The sequence below is a fragment of the Flavobacterium faecale genome, from assembly GCF_003076455.1.
Taxonomy (GTDB): Bacteria; Bacteroidota; Bacteroidia; order Flavobacteriales; family Flavobacteriaceae; genus Flavobacterium; species Flavobacterium faecale.
Map to the genome: position 1 here is coordinate 2167784 of NZ_CP020918.1, position 18290 is coordinate 2186073.

At 35.6% G+C, this 18290-nt stretch carries 13 protein-coding genes; 9 read left to right on the forward strand and 4 right to left on the reverse strand.

Annotation, left to right across the window (positions count from 1 at the left end; genetic code table 11):
• Window positions 1-2 precede the first annotated feature (2 nt).
• Entirely contained in the window at window positions 3-782 is a 780-nt protein-coding gene (locus tag FFWV33_RS09470; protein WP_108740688.1) for an O-methyltransferase, read from the reverse strand.
• 411 nt (window positions 783-1193) lie between these two features.
• Here FFWV33_RS09470 and FFWV33_RS09475 point away from each other — a divergent pair, with 411 nt between their 5' ends.
• The 8 genes from FFWV33_RS09475 to FFWV33_RS09510 all read left to right on the forward strand — a co-directional run bounded on the left by FFWV33_RS09475 (window position 1194) and on the right by FFWV33_RS09510 (window position 12616).
• The gene (locus FFWV33_RS09475; RefSeq protein WP_108740689.1) at window positions 1194-2147 is read left to right on the forward strand and encodes a hypothetical protein; all 954 of its coding nucleotides are present in this window, start codon (window positions 1194-1196) and stop codon (window positions 2145-2147) included.
• 45 nt (window positions 2148-2192) lie between these two features.
• On the forward strand, window positions 2193-2882 hold the full coding sequence (locus FFWV33_RS09480; protein WP_108740690.1) for a hypothetical protein: 690 nt from the start codon (window positions 2193-2195) through the stop codon (window positions 2880-2882).
• Window positions 2883-3040: 158 nt separating this feature from the next.
• Entirely contained in the window at window positions 3041-5377 is a 2337-nt protein-coding gene (locus FFWV33_RS09485; RefSeq protein WP_159086001.1) for a beta strand repeat-containing protein, read from the forward strand.
• A 1-nt stretch (window position 5378) separates the two neighbouring features.
• Window positions 5379-6281 carry an arabinofuranosidase catalytic domain-containing protein gene (locus FFWV33_RS09490; protein ID WP_108740692.1) on the forward strand — a complete coding sequence of 301 codons (903 nt, stop codon included), beginning with the start codon at window positions 5379-5381 and terminating at the stop codon, window positions 6279-6281.
• 9 nt (window positions 6282-6290) lie between these two features.
• On the forward strand, window positions 6291-7451 hold the full coding sequence (locus FFWV33_RS09495) for a T9SS type B sorting domain-containing protein (protein ID WP_108740693.1): 1161 nt from the start codon (window positions 6291-6293) through the stop codon (window positions 7449-7451).
• 172 nt (window positions 7452-7623) lie between these two features.
• On the forward strand, window positions 7624-9177 hold the full coding sequence (locus FFWV33_RS09500; protein WP_108740694.1) for an SDR family NAD(P)-dependent oxidoreductase: 1554 nt from the start codon (window positions 7624-7626) through the stop codon (window positions 9175-9177).
• A 322-nt stretch (window positions 9178-9499) separates the two neighbouring features.
• Window positions 9500-12109, forward strand: coding sequence for a DUF6923 family protein (locus tag FFWV33_RS09505; RefSeq protein ID WP_108740695.1), 2610 nt, complete (start codon window positions 9500-9502; stop codon window positions 12107-12109).
• A gap of 279 nt (window positions 12110-12388) precedes the next feature.
• Window positions 12389-12616, forward strand: a complete 228-nt coding sequence (locus tag FFWV33_RS09510) for a CDGSH iron-sulfur domain-containing protein (RefSeq protein WP_108740696.1) — start codon at window positions 12389-12391, stop codon at window positions 12614-12616.
• 261 nt (window positions 12617-12877) lie between these two features.
• On the opposite strand, the gene FFWV33_RS09515 is transcribed toward FFWV33_RS09510, so the two are convergent.
• The 3 genes from FFWV33_RS09515 to FFWV33_RS09525 form a co-directional block, all read right to left on the reverse strand.
• The gene (locus FFWV33_RS09515) at window positions 12878-14038 is read right to left on the reverse strand and encodes an acyltransferase family protein (protein ID WP_108740697.1); all 1161 of its coding nucleotides are present in this window, start codon (window positions 14036-14038) and stop codon (window positions 12878-12880) included.
• A gap of 30 nt (window positions 14039-14068) precedes the next feature.
• Window positions 14069-15931 carry an ABC-F family ATP-binding cassette domain-containing protein gene (locus FFWV33_RS09520; RefSeq protein WP_108740698.1) on the reverse strand — a complete coding sequence of 621 codons (1863 nt, stop codon included), beginning with the start codon at window positions 15929-15931 and terminating at the stop codon, window positions 14069-14071.
• A gap of 90 nt (window positions 15932-16021) precedes the next feature.
• Window positions 16022-16987, reverse strand: coding sequence for a hypothetical protein (locus tag FFWV33_RS09525; RefSeq protein ID WP_108740699.1), 966 nt, complete (start codon window positions 16985-16987; stop codon window positions 16022-16024).
• Window positions 16988-17058: 71 nt separating this feature from the next.
• Between FFWV33_RS09525 and FFWV33_RS09530 the strand changes: the two genes are divergently transcribed.
• Window positions 17059-18243, forward strand: coding sequence for a glycosyltransferase family 2 protein (locus tag FFWV33_RS09530; protein ID WP_108740700.1), 1185 nt, complete (start codon window positions 17059-17061; stop codon window positions 18241-18243).
• The last annotated feature ends 47 nt before the right edge of the window (window positions 18244-18290 follow it).

Below are 18290 nucleotides of genomic sequence, written 5' to 3' on the forward strand. Positions count from 1 at the left end.
ATTTAGATTCGGATTATAAAATGTTCTTTGGGTTGCTCTTTTCGAAAAAAAACAAAACCCCATTGATAGGTGTCGATGGTAACTGTTACAGTCGGGTGCCGTTTAATGTCTGACCATGCTGCTTCCATATCTTCGGACCAATGAATGTCGTCAAAAATCCATACGGTATCATTGCTTGCCGTAGGCAGTAGTGTGTGGAAATAATCTAAAGTGGCTTTTTTCGAATGATTGCCATCAAAATAGACAAGGTCATAAGCTGCGTTTTCGATTTCGATTTTTTCGAAAGTAACGTCGAATTCGCCCACTTGTATATGAATGTTTTTCAGATCGAAAGTTTTAAATTGCTTCATTGCCAGTTGGGCAGTTTCGGGGCAACCTTCAAGCGTTGTTACTTGACTTTCTGCATTGCCTAGAGCAAGTGGTACCGTTGCCAGTCCCAAAGAAGTTCCGATTTCGAGAATGCTTTTCGATTCAAAATAATGGCTAATTCGGTACAGTAATTTGGCTCTTTTTGGGCTAATTCCGGCTGTCTTTGCAATTTGAGCAATCTCGCGGGTATTCGATCTAAATACTTTCGAACCAGCTCCAAAATCAGTAACCGTAATTGTATTTTGGTTGGATAAAAGTGCCTCTCGATATTTTTTTAAAATAGAATAGGCTGGTTTTTGCTGTTTGTCATAAAAACATTTAGTGATCAAACTGAATACAAAAGGGGAGTGCACAGCATGCTCATTTTTGGAATGCCAAAGAAATTTTATGTAAGATTTTATTTGGAATAGCATAGCAAATAAGATGTTTTTCAAAAAAGCCCGAAGGTAGTGATATAATGAACAAAAATCAATTGGTTTTCTATACTAAGTAAGGAACTACAAAGTATATGGTTTGCAAGTCTAATGACGAAGTTTAACAGATGATATGTATTTTACTAAAACAAGAGCAATTACCATTGAAAACAGGAATAGTAGGATTGAGAAAAATCATCAATTTTTTTGTGAAATAGCAAGAATTATTTAGTATACCCTTATTTTGGTAATCTTATTTTTTAATTGTTTGATTACCGTTTAAGTATTTGTTTTTAAGGTGTTTATGTTTTGTAAAAGTATTTTAAAACCTGTTAGTAGATGAAGAAATACAGCTGAATATTTGTTTTTCACTTCAATATTTTGTTTCTTTAAGAAAAATTTGCCCCCCAAATGATTTTTAATAAATACAATTTTTTCTTTTTTTTATTGGTAATTTCTATGTCTGTGCAAGCACAGGTGAAGATTGGTGACAACCCTTCTGTTATCAATCAAAATTCATTATTAGAATTAGAAAGCTCTAGTAAAGTTTTGGTTTTAAGTAGAGTTACTTCGAGCCAAATGAACGCTATTACACCTTTGTATGGCGCTTTGGTCTATAATATAGACGAGAAATGTGTTTTTATGTTTCAAGGTCTTACTTGGAAAAGTTTATGTGGTACAAGCACAACAGTAACTACGTCTACCACACAGCCAATAATAAATAATAGAGGTGATATCTGGGTAAATAATGCAACAGTTCGAAATATTGTAAGCGTTGGTACTGGTACTACTTGGATACCAATAAATTCTAATCCTAAAAGCGGTGCTGGTACTCCAAATTCTCAACCAAATTTAAATCCAAATAGCGGCGATATCTATGTTGACGAGTCCACTACGGATCTTTACATTTATAATGGTACAAGTTGGATAAATAGTACGGCTAGCGCTAAGGTTGCTGCAACAAATGGTTTAACCTTAGGCGCAGGAAACACATTAGAACTGGGTGGTGCTTTGACCAAACCAACTACTATAGCAACCACTACATCAAATACATTGGCCATCACGGGTTTGCAAAATGCAACTACAATAGAAGATAATGAGATCGTTGTTGTAGATAAGTCAACTGGGGTATTAAAAAAGATAGAAGCTTCCTCCTTGATAAGAGAAGAAGAAATTGTTCTTACTGCTATTAGCGGTCAAAGTCAATTTTCGCCACCGTACCCAATTGTAAATCCGAAACAAATTGATGTTTATAGAAATGGAGTTCGAATAGCTTTTACGGTTGTAAATGCTACAACCATAGAAGTAGAGCCTGAAGCGGTTTGCTATCAAGGTGATAAAATTAGAATAGTTCAATTGTATTAAAAGAGAAAAATTAAACCCAAATAAGTAAATTAAATTTAAACGAAGATGAGAACAAAATTAAAATTAGGATTAGCAACAGTAGCAATATTGTCATTTGGCGCAGTTAGTGCGCAGCAATTGACTGGAGATGTAGCGCAGAATATTGTTAATGGAGTAAATACACCTGGTAGTGTTACACCTACAGTAAGGGTTATAGATAATAAGGGTACTATTAAATACCTACAATCTAAAAACGGTATTACAATGATAACTAACACCACGGCTAACGTTACAACTACAACTTGGCAATTAGGAGGTACATTAACGGATGATACTTACATTGATGCAACAGGTAAGATATATGCAATAAAAGGAGTAAAAGCAGTAAATGATGCAGCATTTACACCAGCTGAACAATTAGCAGCAACAGCTTATGATGCAACAGGTTTTACAATATTGACTAGAGACGAAGTAACAGGAGAAACCAAAAAAATGCTAGCTAGCGATTTAATTGTAGCAGGACGTGCAGAATTCCCAATTGCGACTGCTGGACAAACAGCTGTAACAGCTACAGGATTAGCTGCTGGAACTTCTATAAACAAAATATCTGTTTACAGAAATGGGGCAAAACTAAGAGCAGGTGTAGATTACACGCTTACTGCCGCTGATACAATTACACTTGATCTAAGCGCTGCTGCTCCAAATGATTGGACTACATATGTAGGCGATATTATTGAAGTACAGTGGATTTACTAAATCTGAACAATTAAAATCATTTCTTGTTTAAATAAAAATATAAAGAGTTAGCTGTTTTTAGTTAACTCTTTATAACAAGAAATAGAGCATTTACACTTCATTTTTTTAATTTTAAAATTCTATTAATAACTATGTTATATAAAAAAAACATCTGTTTTTTGTTATTTACGTTATGTGTGTTTTTTGTGCAAATAGGTAGTGCGCAGGAAGTTACCGTTATTAATCAGAAAGGAACAAAAATTAAAGTTGTAAACAATAAAGTAACCACCTCTGCAACGGCTCCAACCGCACCATTTGAAAATGATGTTTGGTTTGATAGCAGCACTACACCTAGCACCATTAAAATATATGATGGTACGGTATGGCTAATTATGGAGCATAAAGGAACTAAAGGATCTGTGTTTTTTGCAGGTACCAATGGTTTGCCAAAAGAAGATAACTCGCAATTGTTTTGGGATAGTACGAATAACAGATTTGGAGTAGGAACAAATTCTCCTACCAACAAATTAGAAGTTTCTGGTGCGATTGGTGCGCAAGGAATACTGAATTCCGACGGAACAGAAAATGAACCTTCTTTCCGATTTAAAGACGATACCAATACAGGAATGTACAGTCCCGCAGCTGATGAAATTGGATTTACTGTAGGAGGTGTAGAAGCAATGAAGATCGATGAGCCTACTACAAATAATACGGTTGTTATAATTAATCAAACGCTAGAATTACAAGGTTCATTGCTAGATACAAGTAATTCTGCTGGTACTGCTGGTCAGGTTCTATCGTCAACTGCAACTGGAACAAGTTGGATTGATAGCGCTAATGGTTCTGAAACCAAAGTTACTGCGGCAGGAATTAATACAATTTCTGGAGCAGGGACAACCGCTTCACCTTATTTAATTACAGGAACAGAAGTTGACGGAAGTGTAACAAACGAGATTAATACAAGTGTTGCCTCGTCTGCAAACACATTAACAGTAACAGACTCAGGAGGTGCAAAATCTGCATCGATTGTTAATTCAAATGCGCTGAGCATCGCTTCTGGAGCTATCACAAGTACAGTAAACGGCGTTGCTTCTACGGCGATTACCTTACCAGTTGCTGATGGTTCTGAAACCAAAGTTACTGCGGCAGGAATCAATACAATTTCTGGAGCAGGGACAACCGCTTCTCCATATTTAATTACAGGAACAGAAGTTGACGGAAGTGTAACGAACGAAATTAATACAAGTGTTGCCTCGTCTGCAAACACATTGACAGTAACAGACTCAGGAGGTGCAAAATCTGCATCGATTGTTAATTCAAATGCGCTGAGCATCGCTTCTGGAGCTATCACAAGTACAGTAAATGGCGTGGCTTCTACAGCGATTACCTTACCCGTTGCTGATGGTTCTGAAACTAAAGTTACTGCGTCAGGAATTAATATAATTTCGGGAGCAGGGACAACCGCTTCTCCATATTTAATTACAGGAACAGAAGTTGACGGAAGTGTAACGAACGAAATTAATACAAGCGTTGCCTCTTCTGTAAACACTTTAACAGTAACAGACTCAGGAGGTGCAAAATCTGCATCGATTGTTAATTCAAATGCGCTGAGCATCGCTTCTGGAGCTATCACAAGTACAGTAAACGGCGTTGCTTCTACGGCGATTACCTTACCAGTTGCTGATGGTTCTGAAACCAAAGTTACTGCGGCAGGAATTAATACAATTTCTGGAGCAGGGACAACCGCTTCACCTTATTTAATTACAGGAATAGAAGTTGACGGAAGTGTAACAAACGAAATTAATACAAGTGTTGCCTCTTCTGTAAATACTTTAACAGTAACAGACTCAGGAGGTGCAAAATCTGCATCGATTGTTAATTCAAATGCGCTGAGCATCGCTTCTGGAGCTATCACAAGTACAGTAAATGGCGTGGCTTCCACAGCGATTACCTTACCCGTTGCTGATGGTTCTGAAACTAAAGTTACTGCGTCAGGAATTAATACAATTTCGGGAGCAGGGTCAACCGCTTCTCCATATTTAATTACAGGAAGAGAAGTTGACGGAAGTGTAACTAATGAACTTCAAACACTAAGCCAATCCACAGGGGCTTCAGGAACAGGTGATATTACCTTAAGTAATAGTGGAGGTACTGTAAAAGTTGTAAGTGCCAATGCTAATAATCAAATAACAGCAGGTACAGATGGAGGTGCTTACTTGTCAACAGTAGCAATTGTTGTACCTAAAACCTCAAATTATACATTAGTAGCTGCAGATAACGGAAAAGTTTTTACTTTTAATAGTGCAACCGCAGTTACACTTACGGTACCAACAGGCTTGACCATTGGTTTTAACGTAAGTGTTTATCAAATTGGGTCAGGAAATGTCACTGTGTCTGGCGGTGCAACTATTTTGAATAGATTATCAAGATTTAAAACTGCCGGTGTAAGTGCAGGTATAGGCCTAGTGATTACAGCTACCAATACAGCTCATCTAACGGGAGACTTAAAAAAATAGTATGAAAAGCTTTATTCTAAATATACTTTTTTTATGTACGTTATCTGGCTACAGTCAAATAGCAAACTACAACCAGTTTCCTACGATGAAACCTCAGCATATCCTTGATGAAAAATTAGATAATATTAGTTTTTCTTTTTCGATGAGAGTGGTCGAAAGTAATTATGAGGGACCATTGATTAGGCTGAGAAGAACTAGTGACAATACAACTCAAGATTTTGGTTGGGCAGATAATGATATTGTTGATGTTGCAGCTATTGATGCTTGGCGAGGTATAAGTGAAGTATATGTAGTGATTTGGTACGACCAAAGTGGATTAGGTAGAAATGCAGTACAGACGATATTAAACAAGCAACCTCGTTTTTATACTGACAATCCTTTAATACCATATTTTCAAGGAGATGGTAATGATGATTATTTAACAGTAGATACCCCTAATGGTATACAAGATGTAACTACTGCTGGTAATCAAGGTACTGTTATTGCAACAATGAGAGCAACAAATAGAAATCAACACTCTTTTGGTGTTTTAACAGGTAGTGATCGTTGGTCAACACATACCAACTGGGGAAACGGTAACCTATATTTTGATCCCGGTATTTGTTGTAATAATATTCGATTTTTTGATAATAGAGGAGGCGAAGCTGTTTGGGATATATATACGTTTGTTAAAACATCAACAAACGTGGTTGCACGTTCAACTTTAGTAGAACGCTTTAATGGAATACATACCACTGGAAGGTGTTCAAGAACTGAAGATTTCGCAATTTGTTGGGCAACTGGAGATGGAAATTCTAACTATGCAACTACCTCTTTTAATGAGTTGATTATGTATAATGTAGATATTGCAGCAACACAATATCAAGAAATTGAGGAGAATTCAAAAACTTTTTGGGGTATTTAATTAAATAAGATGAAAAAATCACTGTTCTTCTTTTTGTCTATTATTACATTGCTTAATGTGAATGCTCAAACAGCCTTCCAAAATACCGGGAATGTACAAATACATCCCAATGGTTCGGTAGGTTTTCATACCAATTTAATAAATGATGGCGTTTTTGATAAAAACGACGGCTTAGTTGGTTTTTACAGCTTAGATAATTATTTAGTAGTGGCTGGTAAAAATGAAGCCATATTTAAAAATGTAGAAATTGATGTATTTGATAATTTGTATTTAAATACTTCAATGGGTATAACCAATGATTTACTCTTTATCACTGGGAAGGTCGTTACTCCAAGAAACGATACAACTATTTCATTAGATTTTTTGAACCATCAATTATATGTAGGCGAAGGTGATGCTAACCACGTAGATGGATATGCAAAGGTTATTAATCAAGGAGAGTTTATTTTTCCAATTGGTGATGACAATGCTTTTAGACCAATGATTCTGCCTAATCAAGTAGCCAATAGTACGTATAAAGGAGCCTATTTTCGAGAAGATCCAAACAGCCCTTCTACTTTTAATTCAAGTTTTGATACTGAAAGCAGACAAAAAAGTATTGTAAAGGTGAATACTCGCGAGTTTTGGGATTTAGACGGTGTAAAAGAAACTGCAGTAAAACTAACATGGAATATTGATAGTGGAATAAATGCTTTGGCCTATAGTGTAGAAAATTTAAGAGTGGTAGGTTGGAGCAGTAGCTTAGGGATTTGGTTCGATCTTGGAAATGTAAAAGTCACAGGTAATCTTGACGAAGGAACAATTGAATCCAACAGTTTTATCCCTGATGATTATGAAATAATTACCATAGGATCAGATGCCAGTATTGTACGTGGTATTTTTGCAGACAGCAATCGTAATTATGGAATTTCACCAAATGGAGACGGTGTAAACGATACTTTTATAATTAAAGGAATTGAGTATACTCCCAACAATACTTTGCAAATTTACAACAGATGGGGAATTTTAGTGTACTCAAAAAGTGGTTACGATAATTCTTGGGGAGGTTTCTCAGATGGTAGATCAACTATCAGCGCATCTGTAGGTTTACCAGAAGGAACTTATTTTTACGTTCTAGAATTTCAAGCTGAAGGTTTAAGTAAGCAAGGTTATATTTATCTAAAGAGATAAGGTAGAATTGGGTGACGTTAGAAAATCCTCTTGGGCACGAATGGTAAAGCTTACAATCTTTTTGTAAAGCCATAAATGGTAATTTATCTCCTATTACAAAATCTAAAAATCATAACGGTTTAAAAACTATCTTTGCAGCCTTGGAATTTTAACCAAGATTGATGCTTTTTTTATGACACACCAAGAAGAAATTGGAGATATAATCGAAATCAATTCAGCTGAAATAGAACGCTGTATTGCAATTCTCTCGCAACTTACCAACGATACCGACCTCATTTTTGATATTCCAAAAGAACAAAGAACAGCATTAATCAAAGCTGCAGGACAATTTGCTAGGCCTGATCGTGACGAGCTTTCACGCCGTAAAAAAGACGGTGCAAAGGCTGCCAAACGTAAAATGGAAAAGCGGGATCGAACGGCTCGAAAAGAAACGGGTATTAGGTCTGCACGTGAGGCTTCGGTATTTATGGCTCCCAAATTATTGGCTGAAGCAGAATTGGCCAACAAAGAAACTTTGGAACTTGAGACGCCTAGGCAATGCTATGTATGCAAAACTGATTTTACCAAAATGCACCATTTTTATGATACCATGTGTGTGGATTGCGGTGATCTTAATTATGCCAAACGTTTCCAAACCGCCAATGTCAAAGGACAAGTTGCAGTAATCACAGGTTCGCGGTTAAAAATTGGTTATCATATTACATTAATGCTTTTGCGAGGCGGTGCCACTGTAATTGCAACTACTCGCTTTCCTGTTGATTCGGCGTTGCGTTTTGCTCAAGAGCCTGATTTTATAGATTGGGAGCACCGCTTAAAAATTCATGGTTTGGATTTACGTCATATTCCTAGTGTGGAGATTTTTTGCAATTATATCGAACAACAATACGGCCGATTGGATATTTTGATCAATAACGCGGCACAAACCGTGCGCAGACCTTCTGGATTTTATTCCCATTTGATGCAGAACGAAAATCGACTCCTCACAAATTTACCTACGCAAGCACAAACCTTATTATTAGATCATCAAAATTGTTTAGACGAATTGAAAGTTTTGACCTCAGGAGCATCTTCTAACCAAAATATGCCGGTAACTTGGCATGGTCCTGAACCTGGAATAGGGTTGAGAGCTTCGGCACAGTTGTCTCAAATTCCGTATTCTTTTGATAAAGCTTTGGTGACCACCGAGGTTTTTCCAGAGGGAGAATTGGATGCCGATCTACAGCAAGTTGATTTACGAAAAACAAATAGCTGGCGTTTGAAATTGGGTCAAATTGAGACTACCGAAATGATTGAGGTACAGTTGGTGAACTCTGTTGCGCCATTTGTATTGTGCAATCGCTTGTCTGAATTGATGAAAAAAGACCAAACTGGACAAAAGCATATTATTAACGTCTCTGCAATGGAAGGCAAGTTTTATCGAGATTTTAAAGAAGATCGTCACCCACACACCAACATGGCAAAAGCAGCTTTGAACATGCTGACGCATACCGCTGCTGGAACTTTGGCAAAAGACGGAATCTTCATGAATGCAGTTGATACAGGTTGGGTCACTGATGAGGATCCTGCCGAAATGGCCAAAAAGAAACAAATTGAACAAGATTTTCAGCCACCTCTAGATATTGTTGATGGCGCAGCACGAGTTATGGATCCCTTGTTTGACGGAATCAATACTGGGAAGCATTGGTCTGGGAAGTTTTTAAAAGATTATTTCCCGATCTCATGGTAGAAGATTAAAGCTTGTTTTATGTCGAATAGTACTAATCCTGTCAAAGTATTTGATGGGATTTTTTATGCCTAAAAAGGAGGAATAGGATAGCGCTTAATCTTTAAATCACACTATTGACGTATAACCAATCGTTCCTTGGTCTGTCTAGATAGTTAGTTGTTGTTTTTTGTAAGTTTAGGAGTCTTTTTTCATCGAAATAAGTCATTCACCGAAGTTAAAACACCGTTCGACGGTATTATTTAGCACATTTATCTAATAAAAGAATTGTTTATGGCTAAAATGATTTAACTTTGAAGTATATAAACAGTTAAAAATCAACCCAATGATAACAACTCTACCTACTAATGCAAGAAACATACTCTTCGGAATTATTTCCTTAGTAAGTGTGTCCACAGCTGCTCAAACAACTTCTATTCCGTTCAACTGCGATTTTAATGCTTATCTATTTCAGTATAATGATGTTTACGCAATTGATTTAGCGTCTGGTAACTCAATTCTAGTAGCTTCAGATGTAACGCCAGGCAATATTAATGGTGCAGGTTACAATGCAAAAGACGGATATATTTGGGGTTTTCTTTCTTCTCCAGATAAATCGATTGTTCGGATTGGAAAAAACTTTCAAACGGATGTATTTGAGATTCCAGAAATCGCTTCAGGTAATAAATATGTTGGAGATGTAAGTCCTAGCGGTATATATTATCTAAAAGCAGGAGGAGCAACTTATTATACAATTGATTTGGATCCTGCCTCTACTAATTATACGAAATACATTGGATCTGGAAGTTTATCAGAATCTATCAGCTGTCACGATTGGGCTTTTAATGCTGCAGATGGGCAACTGTATACTGTAGAACAAAAAACAAATATATTATTTCGTATTAATCCTGTAGATGGTGTTGTTACAAACCTTGGTGTTGTGCCGATTATAGCCGGAAAAAATTATACTTACGGTGCTGTTTATTTCGATCTAGACGGAAGTTTTTATATTTCGTCCAATCAAACTGGTACTGTTTACGTTATCAGAAGTGTGCAAAACTTAACATCTAGCTCAGCAATTAGCTCTAATTTGTTTGCTTTTGGACCATCAAGCTCAAGTAATGATGGTGCCCGTTGTCCAACTGCTCCCGTACCGCAAGAAATTTGTGATAATGGTATCGATGATGACGGTGATGGTTTAATTGACTGCGAAGATCCTTCTTGTTCTGGATTCGGAAATTGTGCCGTAGTAGACGAAAGTGTATCCGGTGGAAACGACGGTGGTTTAGAAAGTAATGGTAGATTATCTGAGTTAATCAATCAACGTAATTACAACAGAGTAAAAACGGCTTATAAATTTGATAAGACAACTGCAAAAAAAGTTACCAAAGCCTCAAAAACAGCCAAAACTGCTACAGGAAACACTGCACTTAGAGACTTTATACCGTTTCAAGTTATAAATGAAAATTCGGTTATTGAATCAACTCCTACCGATTTGATTGCAATTACCAATGCCACAGAAGTGTATTCTGTAGATTATATTCGAAACAATAAAACGGTAGCTTCAATCTTGGCTTTGAAAACTGATAATGGGGTTTATGAGCATACAAAGTTTATTTGTGATCGTTTACTTGGCGCTCAAATTATATCCGTTTCAACAATGGATATTGGCGAACAACCTTTTATCAAAACGATTATTAAAAATGCAGATGGTACTATCGAATATGTTTTGAGCATCGCAGTGAGAGAAACCAATGCAGGTGTAAATTATGCTGTTGAATGTCATTGGAATCTTGACAAGTATACTACTGGGGTTGGTTACCTTAATTATCAAATCTGGAGCAACTCAATTGATGATTTGTACTCTCTAGCTGATGAAGTGGTTACTTTAATAAACGCTAAAAAAGAGATTTCAGAATATAAAGTATCTAGTCCTCCAACTGTTTTTGTTCGAAAAGGAACTTACAGCGATGGTAATTTAGTAATGCAGGTTGTAAATACAAACGCAACTACGACAGTAGCCTTTACCTCTGGAAAAAGAACTACTGAAACAAGCACTGAAGAATCATTCAACCAGACAATTAACTTGGATGGAAAATACATTAGTGAATTGACTGTTCCAGTTGGGAATTTGTTTGACGTAGGGTTTAGAATTGGTGACGGAATAGCAACCCCAGATGATTTGTTTATGTCTGATGGACCTTGGGGAGTTGATGCTGCCGCCGCAAGTACAACAGTGAGTAATTATCAAATTACCGCAAATACTGAAGCTTTTGGTACCAATGTTCGAAAAGTAGAAAGAAATCTAAACCTATCTGCTACTACAAGTAAGTACATAGCCGCTTATAGAGCGTTAACGCCAAGGTTTCAACCAGTTGATTTGTCTGCTTACAAAGGGTTTCATTTCAAAGGAAAAGGAACAGGATTATTAGAAATTGTATTTGTAAAAAATAGCATTTCAAATTGGGAAGAGCAATATAGAACAACAGTAGTGTTGACTAATGATTATCAGGATTTTAGTATTCCAATTGCAGCCTTAACGTCGACAATGGTAACACCGCAAACGTTGAACGATGTAAAAACAATAGTATTCAAAATGACTGCTGCAGATGGGCAAATGACAACCAAAACAATGGACTTACAAACCATACAGTTTTCTGTAGGTACAACGTTAGAAGTTGCTGTGAATCCAGCGATTGCTGTTAAATCAGCATACGTAGCTCCAAATCCTTTGACAGAGCAGTCAACGATTAATTTCACCTCAGAAGTAGAAGAAGCAGTATCTATTAAGGTTTACAATGTTTTGGGTAAAGTAGTGAAGAGTTATGAGGTGGCTGCAAAAGTAGGAGCCAACCAAGTAACAATCTCCAAAGCAGGTCTAGGTAACGGAATTTACTTTTGCAAGTTAAACAGTCCGACTGCTAAATATAATGTAATAAAAATGTTGGTTAAATAGTGTATTGAATTAGTTGGTTAGGCAAAAAGGGCTGTCTTTCGTTTTGAAGACAGCCCTTTTTTTATTATTTAAGATTGAATGAAATTAAAATAATAGGTAGTTTTATCTCTAATGTTACGGTTAGTTTGTCGAAATGCATTTTAAAAGAGATAGAATTCTGATTAATCTACTTAATAATAATGGGTATAAATTAGCGCCTTTCTTTTCGAAATAGAGCAATAGTCAGACTGGTATTAAAATTATTTTGCAATCTTTGGTTTCGAAAAAAAAACTACAAAAATGAGCAAGACAAAATTGACAATCAACAACAATGGATCTATAAAAATCGAAGGAGATTTTGAAATCGTAGATGCATCAGGTAATGTATATGGGTTAGAAGGAAGAGCCGCTTTGGGACTTTGTCGTTGTGGACTATCAGCAAACAAACCGTTTTGTGATGGATCACACCGCAACAGTTTTGAGCACGAATCAAAAGCATTTGATTTACCTCCGATGAAAACTAAATAATATTCTGGATTTATAGAAAAGCTGCATTTTTAAGAAATGCAGCTTTTTTTTTGCACAAACTACGTATGCGTAAGGGATAGAAACGGCATCCTTTTGTGCAGCGACAGCGGAACAAAAGATATAGTGTATAGCCCGACACACTGTAACGGTAGTGGAAGTGAGGAACGCCCAAAACACCTTTAAATTTGGACTCAAATTGATTATTCTTATCGATAAATTTTGAAGTTTATTAAATAAAAACAGAGTTAAATTAAATATCTTCTAAGTTTTTTGTGGATCAATGGTTAATTTATTTCTTAAATTCATGGTTGGTATTTCAAAGTACTTATACAAAATATTTGCAAATAATATAGTTAATAGCCAGTATGAAGCATAGATTAAAATGATAATTAGGTAAGGGTTAAGTTCTGTAGTTAGATTTTTTATGAGAGGTAAGAGCCAAACTCTAATGATGCTATAATGTATAAGATACATTGAGTATGAAATTAAGCTAATTTTGCTGATGATTTTGTAAATAAAACCTTTTCCTTTTTTTACCGAACTGAAATAAGGTAATAGAAATAGGATACCAATAGATGTAAAAGAAAAAGAAAAAACAGAATTATAAATTCCAAATTCTTTAATAGGAAACAAGTTGATTTTAGATGATAGTATTAATAATAATCCAATTGTTAAGAAGTGTAGTTTAAATTTATACCATAAGTAATTAAAATTTTGAAATATATAAGCACCACTTATACCATACATTAAACTATCTAATCTGGTTGCAACTTGATACCTAAAAGTAGAATTCCAAAGTTCTAAGTCAGTAGAGCTAAAGTTTAAATATCTATAGTATCTAAAAAATGTTGTAACTGTTATTATTAATAGTGAAGTTAATAATATCGAATTATTGACAGAAACTGTAAAAAGTTTTAAGAATGTAAAAATTAGTATTGGAATTAATATGTAAAACCATTCTTCAACAGATAAACTCCAAGCTTCACCAAAGAATGAAGGATGTGGAGTGTAAATGTTCTGACAAAATATATAATATATGATTTTATCAGCTAAAACGAAATCAGGGCTGAAAAAATAATTTAAAGCTAATGCAATTGTTAAAACAAGAAAATAAGTTGGGACTGTTCTAAGCCATCTTCTGATCCAAAATGAAAGTAATAACCTTTTATTTATTATGTTAGTATTTAAAAGTTTGATTAAAATACCACCAATCAAAAAGCCACTAAGGACAAAAAAGATAGTGACTCCATCAAAAACAAAATAAAGTATATATTTATAAATTTCACTTTCAATTAGATACTTTCCGTGCAGAAGAACAGTAAAGATTATTGCTACTGCTCTTAGAATATCTAAGCCATATATTCTGTCTGTGTTTACATCTATATGAAGAAAAGATTTAAATTCTGAGAAGTAGCTCTTCATTTACCAAATATTTTTGTGATTTATGTGCAATTATCCCTCCATCTTAGCACTCAATTCGAACCAACGTTCTTCTTTGGCTTCCATTTTATTGATGAGGTTTTGCAATTCGTTTCCTTTCTTTTCGATATCTGCTTCGGCTACTTTTCCTTCTGAGAACAGTAACTCAATTTTACCTTTTTGCTCTTCAAGATCTTTGATCTCTTTTTCTATCTTCTGAAATTCTTTTTGCTCATTGAAAGTTAGATTTCCAGTTGGATTTTTTTGTTTCCATTCTTTCTTTTCGGCTTTGTTGTCTTCTTTTTGCGCTACTTCAGCACTGTCTTCATACGCTCTAAAATCAGAGTAGTTCCCAGGGAAGTTTTCAACTTCACCATCACCTCTAAAAATAAATAAGTGATCAACAATTTTGTCCATAAAGTAACGGTCATGCGATACCACAAGCAAACAACCTGGGTAATCCAATAAGAAACTTTCAAGAACGTTTAAGGTCACAATATCCAAATCGTTGGTTGGCTCATCGAGAATCAAGAAATTTGGATTCTGAATCAAAACCGTACACAAATACAAACGTTTCAACTCACCACCACTCAATTTCTCAACATAATCATATTGTTTTTTGGCATCAAATAAGAAACGCTCCAACAATTGGGAAGCCGAAATAATTCTACCTTTTGAAAGCGGAATAAATTCTCCGTATTCTTTTATAATGTCAATCACACGCTGACCCGGTTTCGGATTGATTCCGCTTTGGGTGTAGTATCCTATTTTGATGGTTTCACCCACTACAACTCTTCCGCTGTCAAGTGGTAAAGTACCGGTAAGTAAGTTCAAGAAAGTTGATTTTCCAGTTCCGTTTTTACCGATAATTCCAATACGTTCTCCTCGCTGAAAATCAAACGAAAAATTGTCTAGAATAACGTGATCCTTGAATTTTTTTGATATTTTGTGTAGCTCGATGATCTTGCTACCCATGCGCTCCATGTTGATTTCGAGTTCTACTTTGTTCTCTTTTCTACGGCTTTGCGCTTTCTCTTTAATGTCATAAAAGTCATCTTGACGCGATTTAGATTTGGTTGTTCTCGCTTTTGGTTGGCGACGCATCCATTCTAATTCTTTTACAAAAAGATTTTGTGCTTTGTCTACACTAGCGTTTTCAGAGGCAATTCGCTCTTCTTTTTTCTCTAGGTAGTAGGAGTAGTTCCCTTTGTACTGGTATATTTTTCCGTTATCCAATTCGATAATCTCATTACACACACGCTCTAGGAAGAAACGGTCGTGCGTAACCATGAACAACGTAATATTTTCTTTGGTGAAATAACTTTCTAACCATTCGATCATTTCTAAGTCCAAATGATTGGTTGGCTCATCAAGAATCAATAAATCAGGTCTGTTGATTAGAATTATGGCCAATGACAAACGCTTTTTTTGTCCACCCGAAAGGTTTTTTACTTTCAGTTTGAAGTCTTCTAACTTCAATTTGAACAAAATTTGTTTGTATTGCGTCTCAAAATCCCAAGCATTGTGTTGGTCCATTCCGTCAAAAGCTTTTTGATAAGCATCTTCGTCTTCTGGGTTTTCCAATGCTTTTTCGTAAGCCTCAATTACTTTTAAGCTTTCGTTATCTGATGCAAAAATGCTTTCTTCAATCGTTAGCTCATCCTGTAGGTTATTATCTTGCGACAAAAACGCCATTCGAATACTTTTTCTCAATATAACCTGTCCCGTATCTGGCTCGTCAAAACCATTGATAATGTTCATTATGGTTGTTTTTCCAGAACCATTTTTGGCTATGAAAGCAATTTTTTGATCTTTGTTGATTCCAAAAGATACGTTGTCAAACAAGACGCGCTCACCAAAGGATTTCGAAATATTTTCTACAGATAAGTAATTCACAAGAGTAATTTTTTTGCAAAAGTAAGCTATTCAACTGTAAAAAGAGAATCGAATCAGTATTTGGTCTCTAGATTAGAGAATGTTTGTCTTTTAGTTCACTAAATAATTTAGAATGTAATCTCTCAAGTAGATCTTGTGCAGTTGCTGCGGCGTGTTGAATAGGGGTTTTCGAACTGTTTTTTCATTCGAAATGTAATAGTCCAAACCATTGGGCGTTGCAACTCCTTCTATTTGATGAAAAGGAAGCTTTACTTTTATTTTACGTTTATTACCAGAAAAGAAAGCGGTATCTTGAAAATCAGACAATAGGTAGATAAAAGGTTGTAGTAGTTTTGAGTAGCCACAAAGCACCACTGTTTTAAAATTTTTGTCATAAGTTGCTCCAGTAATCAAGCCATCAACGTCAAAAGTTTTCTGAAGTTTGGCGGGATAAGTACCTGGTTTTTTAGGTACGACATATACTGAGGTTTGCTTGTCATCATATTGTTTGGTAAACAAGTAAATGCTGTCTTTCAAGACAATAAAAGCTTCGCAATCAAAATGTGTTGTATTTGCTTGCTGAATACTAAAATCAGATTGGTTTTCATAAGAGAAAGCGATAGTGTCTATTTTGATGTTATTTGAATACAATTCTTTTTTAGACAGCCGCAAAAGTCTTAAATCGGTACGATTACCGCTGCTGTTGTTACCAAAATCACCCAAATAGAGATAATCATCGTCCTGGCTTATTTCTTCCCATTCTTTGTTTTTCAATCCTGCGATTGTAATTTTTTTTTCGATTTTGCCACTAGTATTCAAACCATACAACGTTGGATCGGCATCATCGTTGGCGGTCCACAGTAAAGAATCATAATAGAATAAGGTAGAGTTCTCAACCAATGAATCACTAAGTTGTATAGAGAATTCTGGTTTTGTTTTTGTTTTTCGGTATTGGCAGCTTCCATCATTTATGGTAGCTTTTGCATTGAAATTTTTAGACAATGGATCGGTGCAACCCGAAATTTGACTCCAAGTACAAGTGTAAAAAACAAGAAAAATTAGGGTTGTTACTTTCAAATTAGTGCGTTTAATTCCAAAAGTAGTTCAAAAATAGTTTTCTAGATATTTTAACTCGTTATATTTGCGTCATGCAGTTATCCGTCATCATACTCAATTACAACGTCCGCTATTTTTTGGAGCTCTGCCTCACGAGTGTGCAATGCGCAATCGAAGGGCTTGATGCAGAGATAATTGTGGTCGATAATAATTCGGAAGACGATAGTTGTGCAATGGTCAAAAAGCGTTTTCCTACGGTTAAATTAATTGAGAACAAGGAGAATTCCGGTTTCCCAAAAGGAAATAACATTGGGGTAGACCAAGCAAAGGGCGAGTTTATTTGTATTTTGAATCCAGATACCGTTGTAGCCGAAGATACTTTTACAAAGGTTTTGGCATTCGCCAAAAGGCAAAAAAATCTAGGCATCGTGGGCGTGAAGCTCATTGATGGAGCGGGGAACTTCTTGCCCGAGAGCAAGCGTGGTGTTCCTACGCCCTGGGTTGCTTTTACAAAAATTGCAGCCTTGTACAAGTTGTTTCCAACCGTTCCCGCATTTGGACGCTATTATGCTAGCCATTTAACAGCAAACCAAACGGGTGAAGTTGCTATTCTAGTAGGTGCCTTTATGGTCATGAAGCGTCAGTTGTATCTCGATATTGGTGGGTTTGACGAGGATTGCTTCATGTACTCAGACGATATTGACTTGTCGTACATGGCTTTGAAAAGTGGGAAATCTAACTTTTATTTTCATGAAACTACGGTTATACATTATAAAGGCGAAAGCACAATTAAGGACGGAACTTATATGAAGCGCTTTCAAGAGGCGATGAATTTTTTCTATAAAAAACATTTTAAGGTTTCTATATTGTTTTCGGTATTTATGAAAATCGGAATCTTATTCTTTTCTTTTGTAAAAATGTTTCAAGGCAAATCCAAGCCGAAAAAAGAAAAAGAGAAATACGTTTTCCTTTCGAAAAATAAAGACATAGTTCCACTACTATCAAAAACGGTTGGGCATGACGTTATTTTTAATGCCGTCGGTCTTCAAGATTTTACCACAATTGCAATTGAAAACAATAATAGTACGACCGAATTCTTGCTGGATAACGAATTTTTAAGTTTTAAAGATTGTATAGCTTTTATGGAATTGTTAAAAACTGATAATTTTACCTTTAAAATACAACCGAAAAATAGCAATTTCTTAATAGGGAGTGACAATTCTAACGAAAGAGGAATGGTGTTAAAGGTTGAGGATAAATTACATAATAGCGAATAAATGTTCCAAAAAATCACTAATTTCGCAAACAGATAATAATACGACAC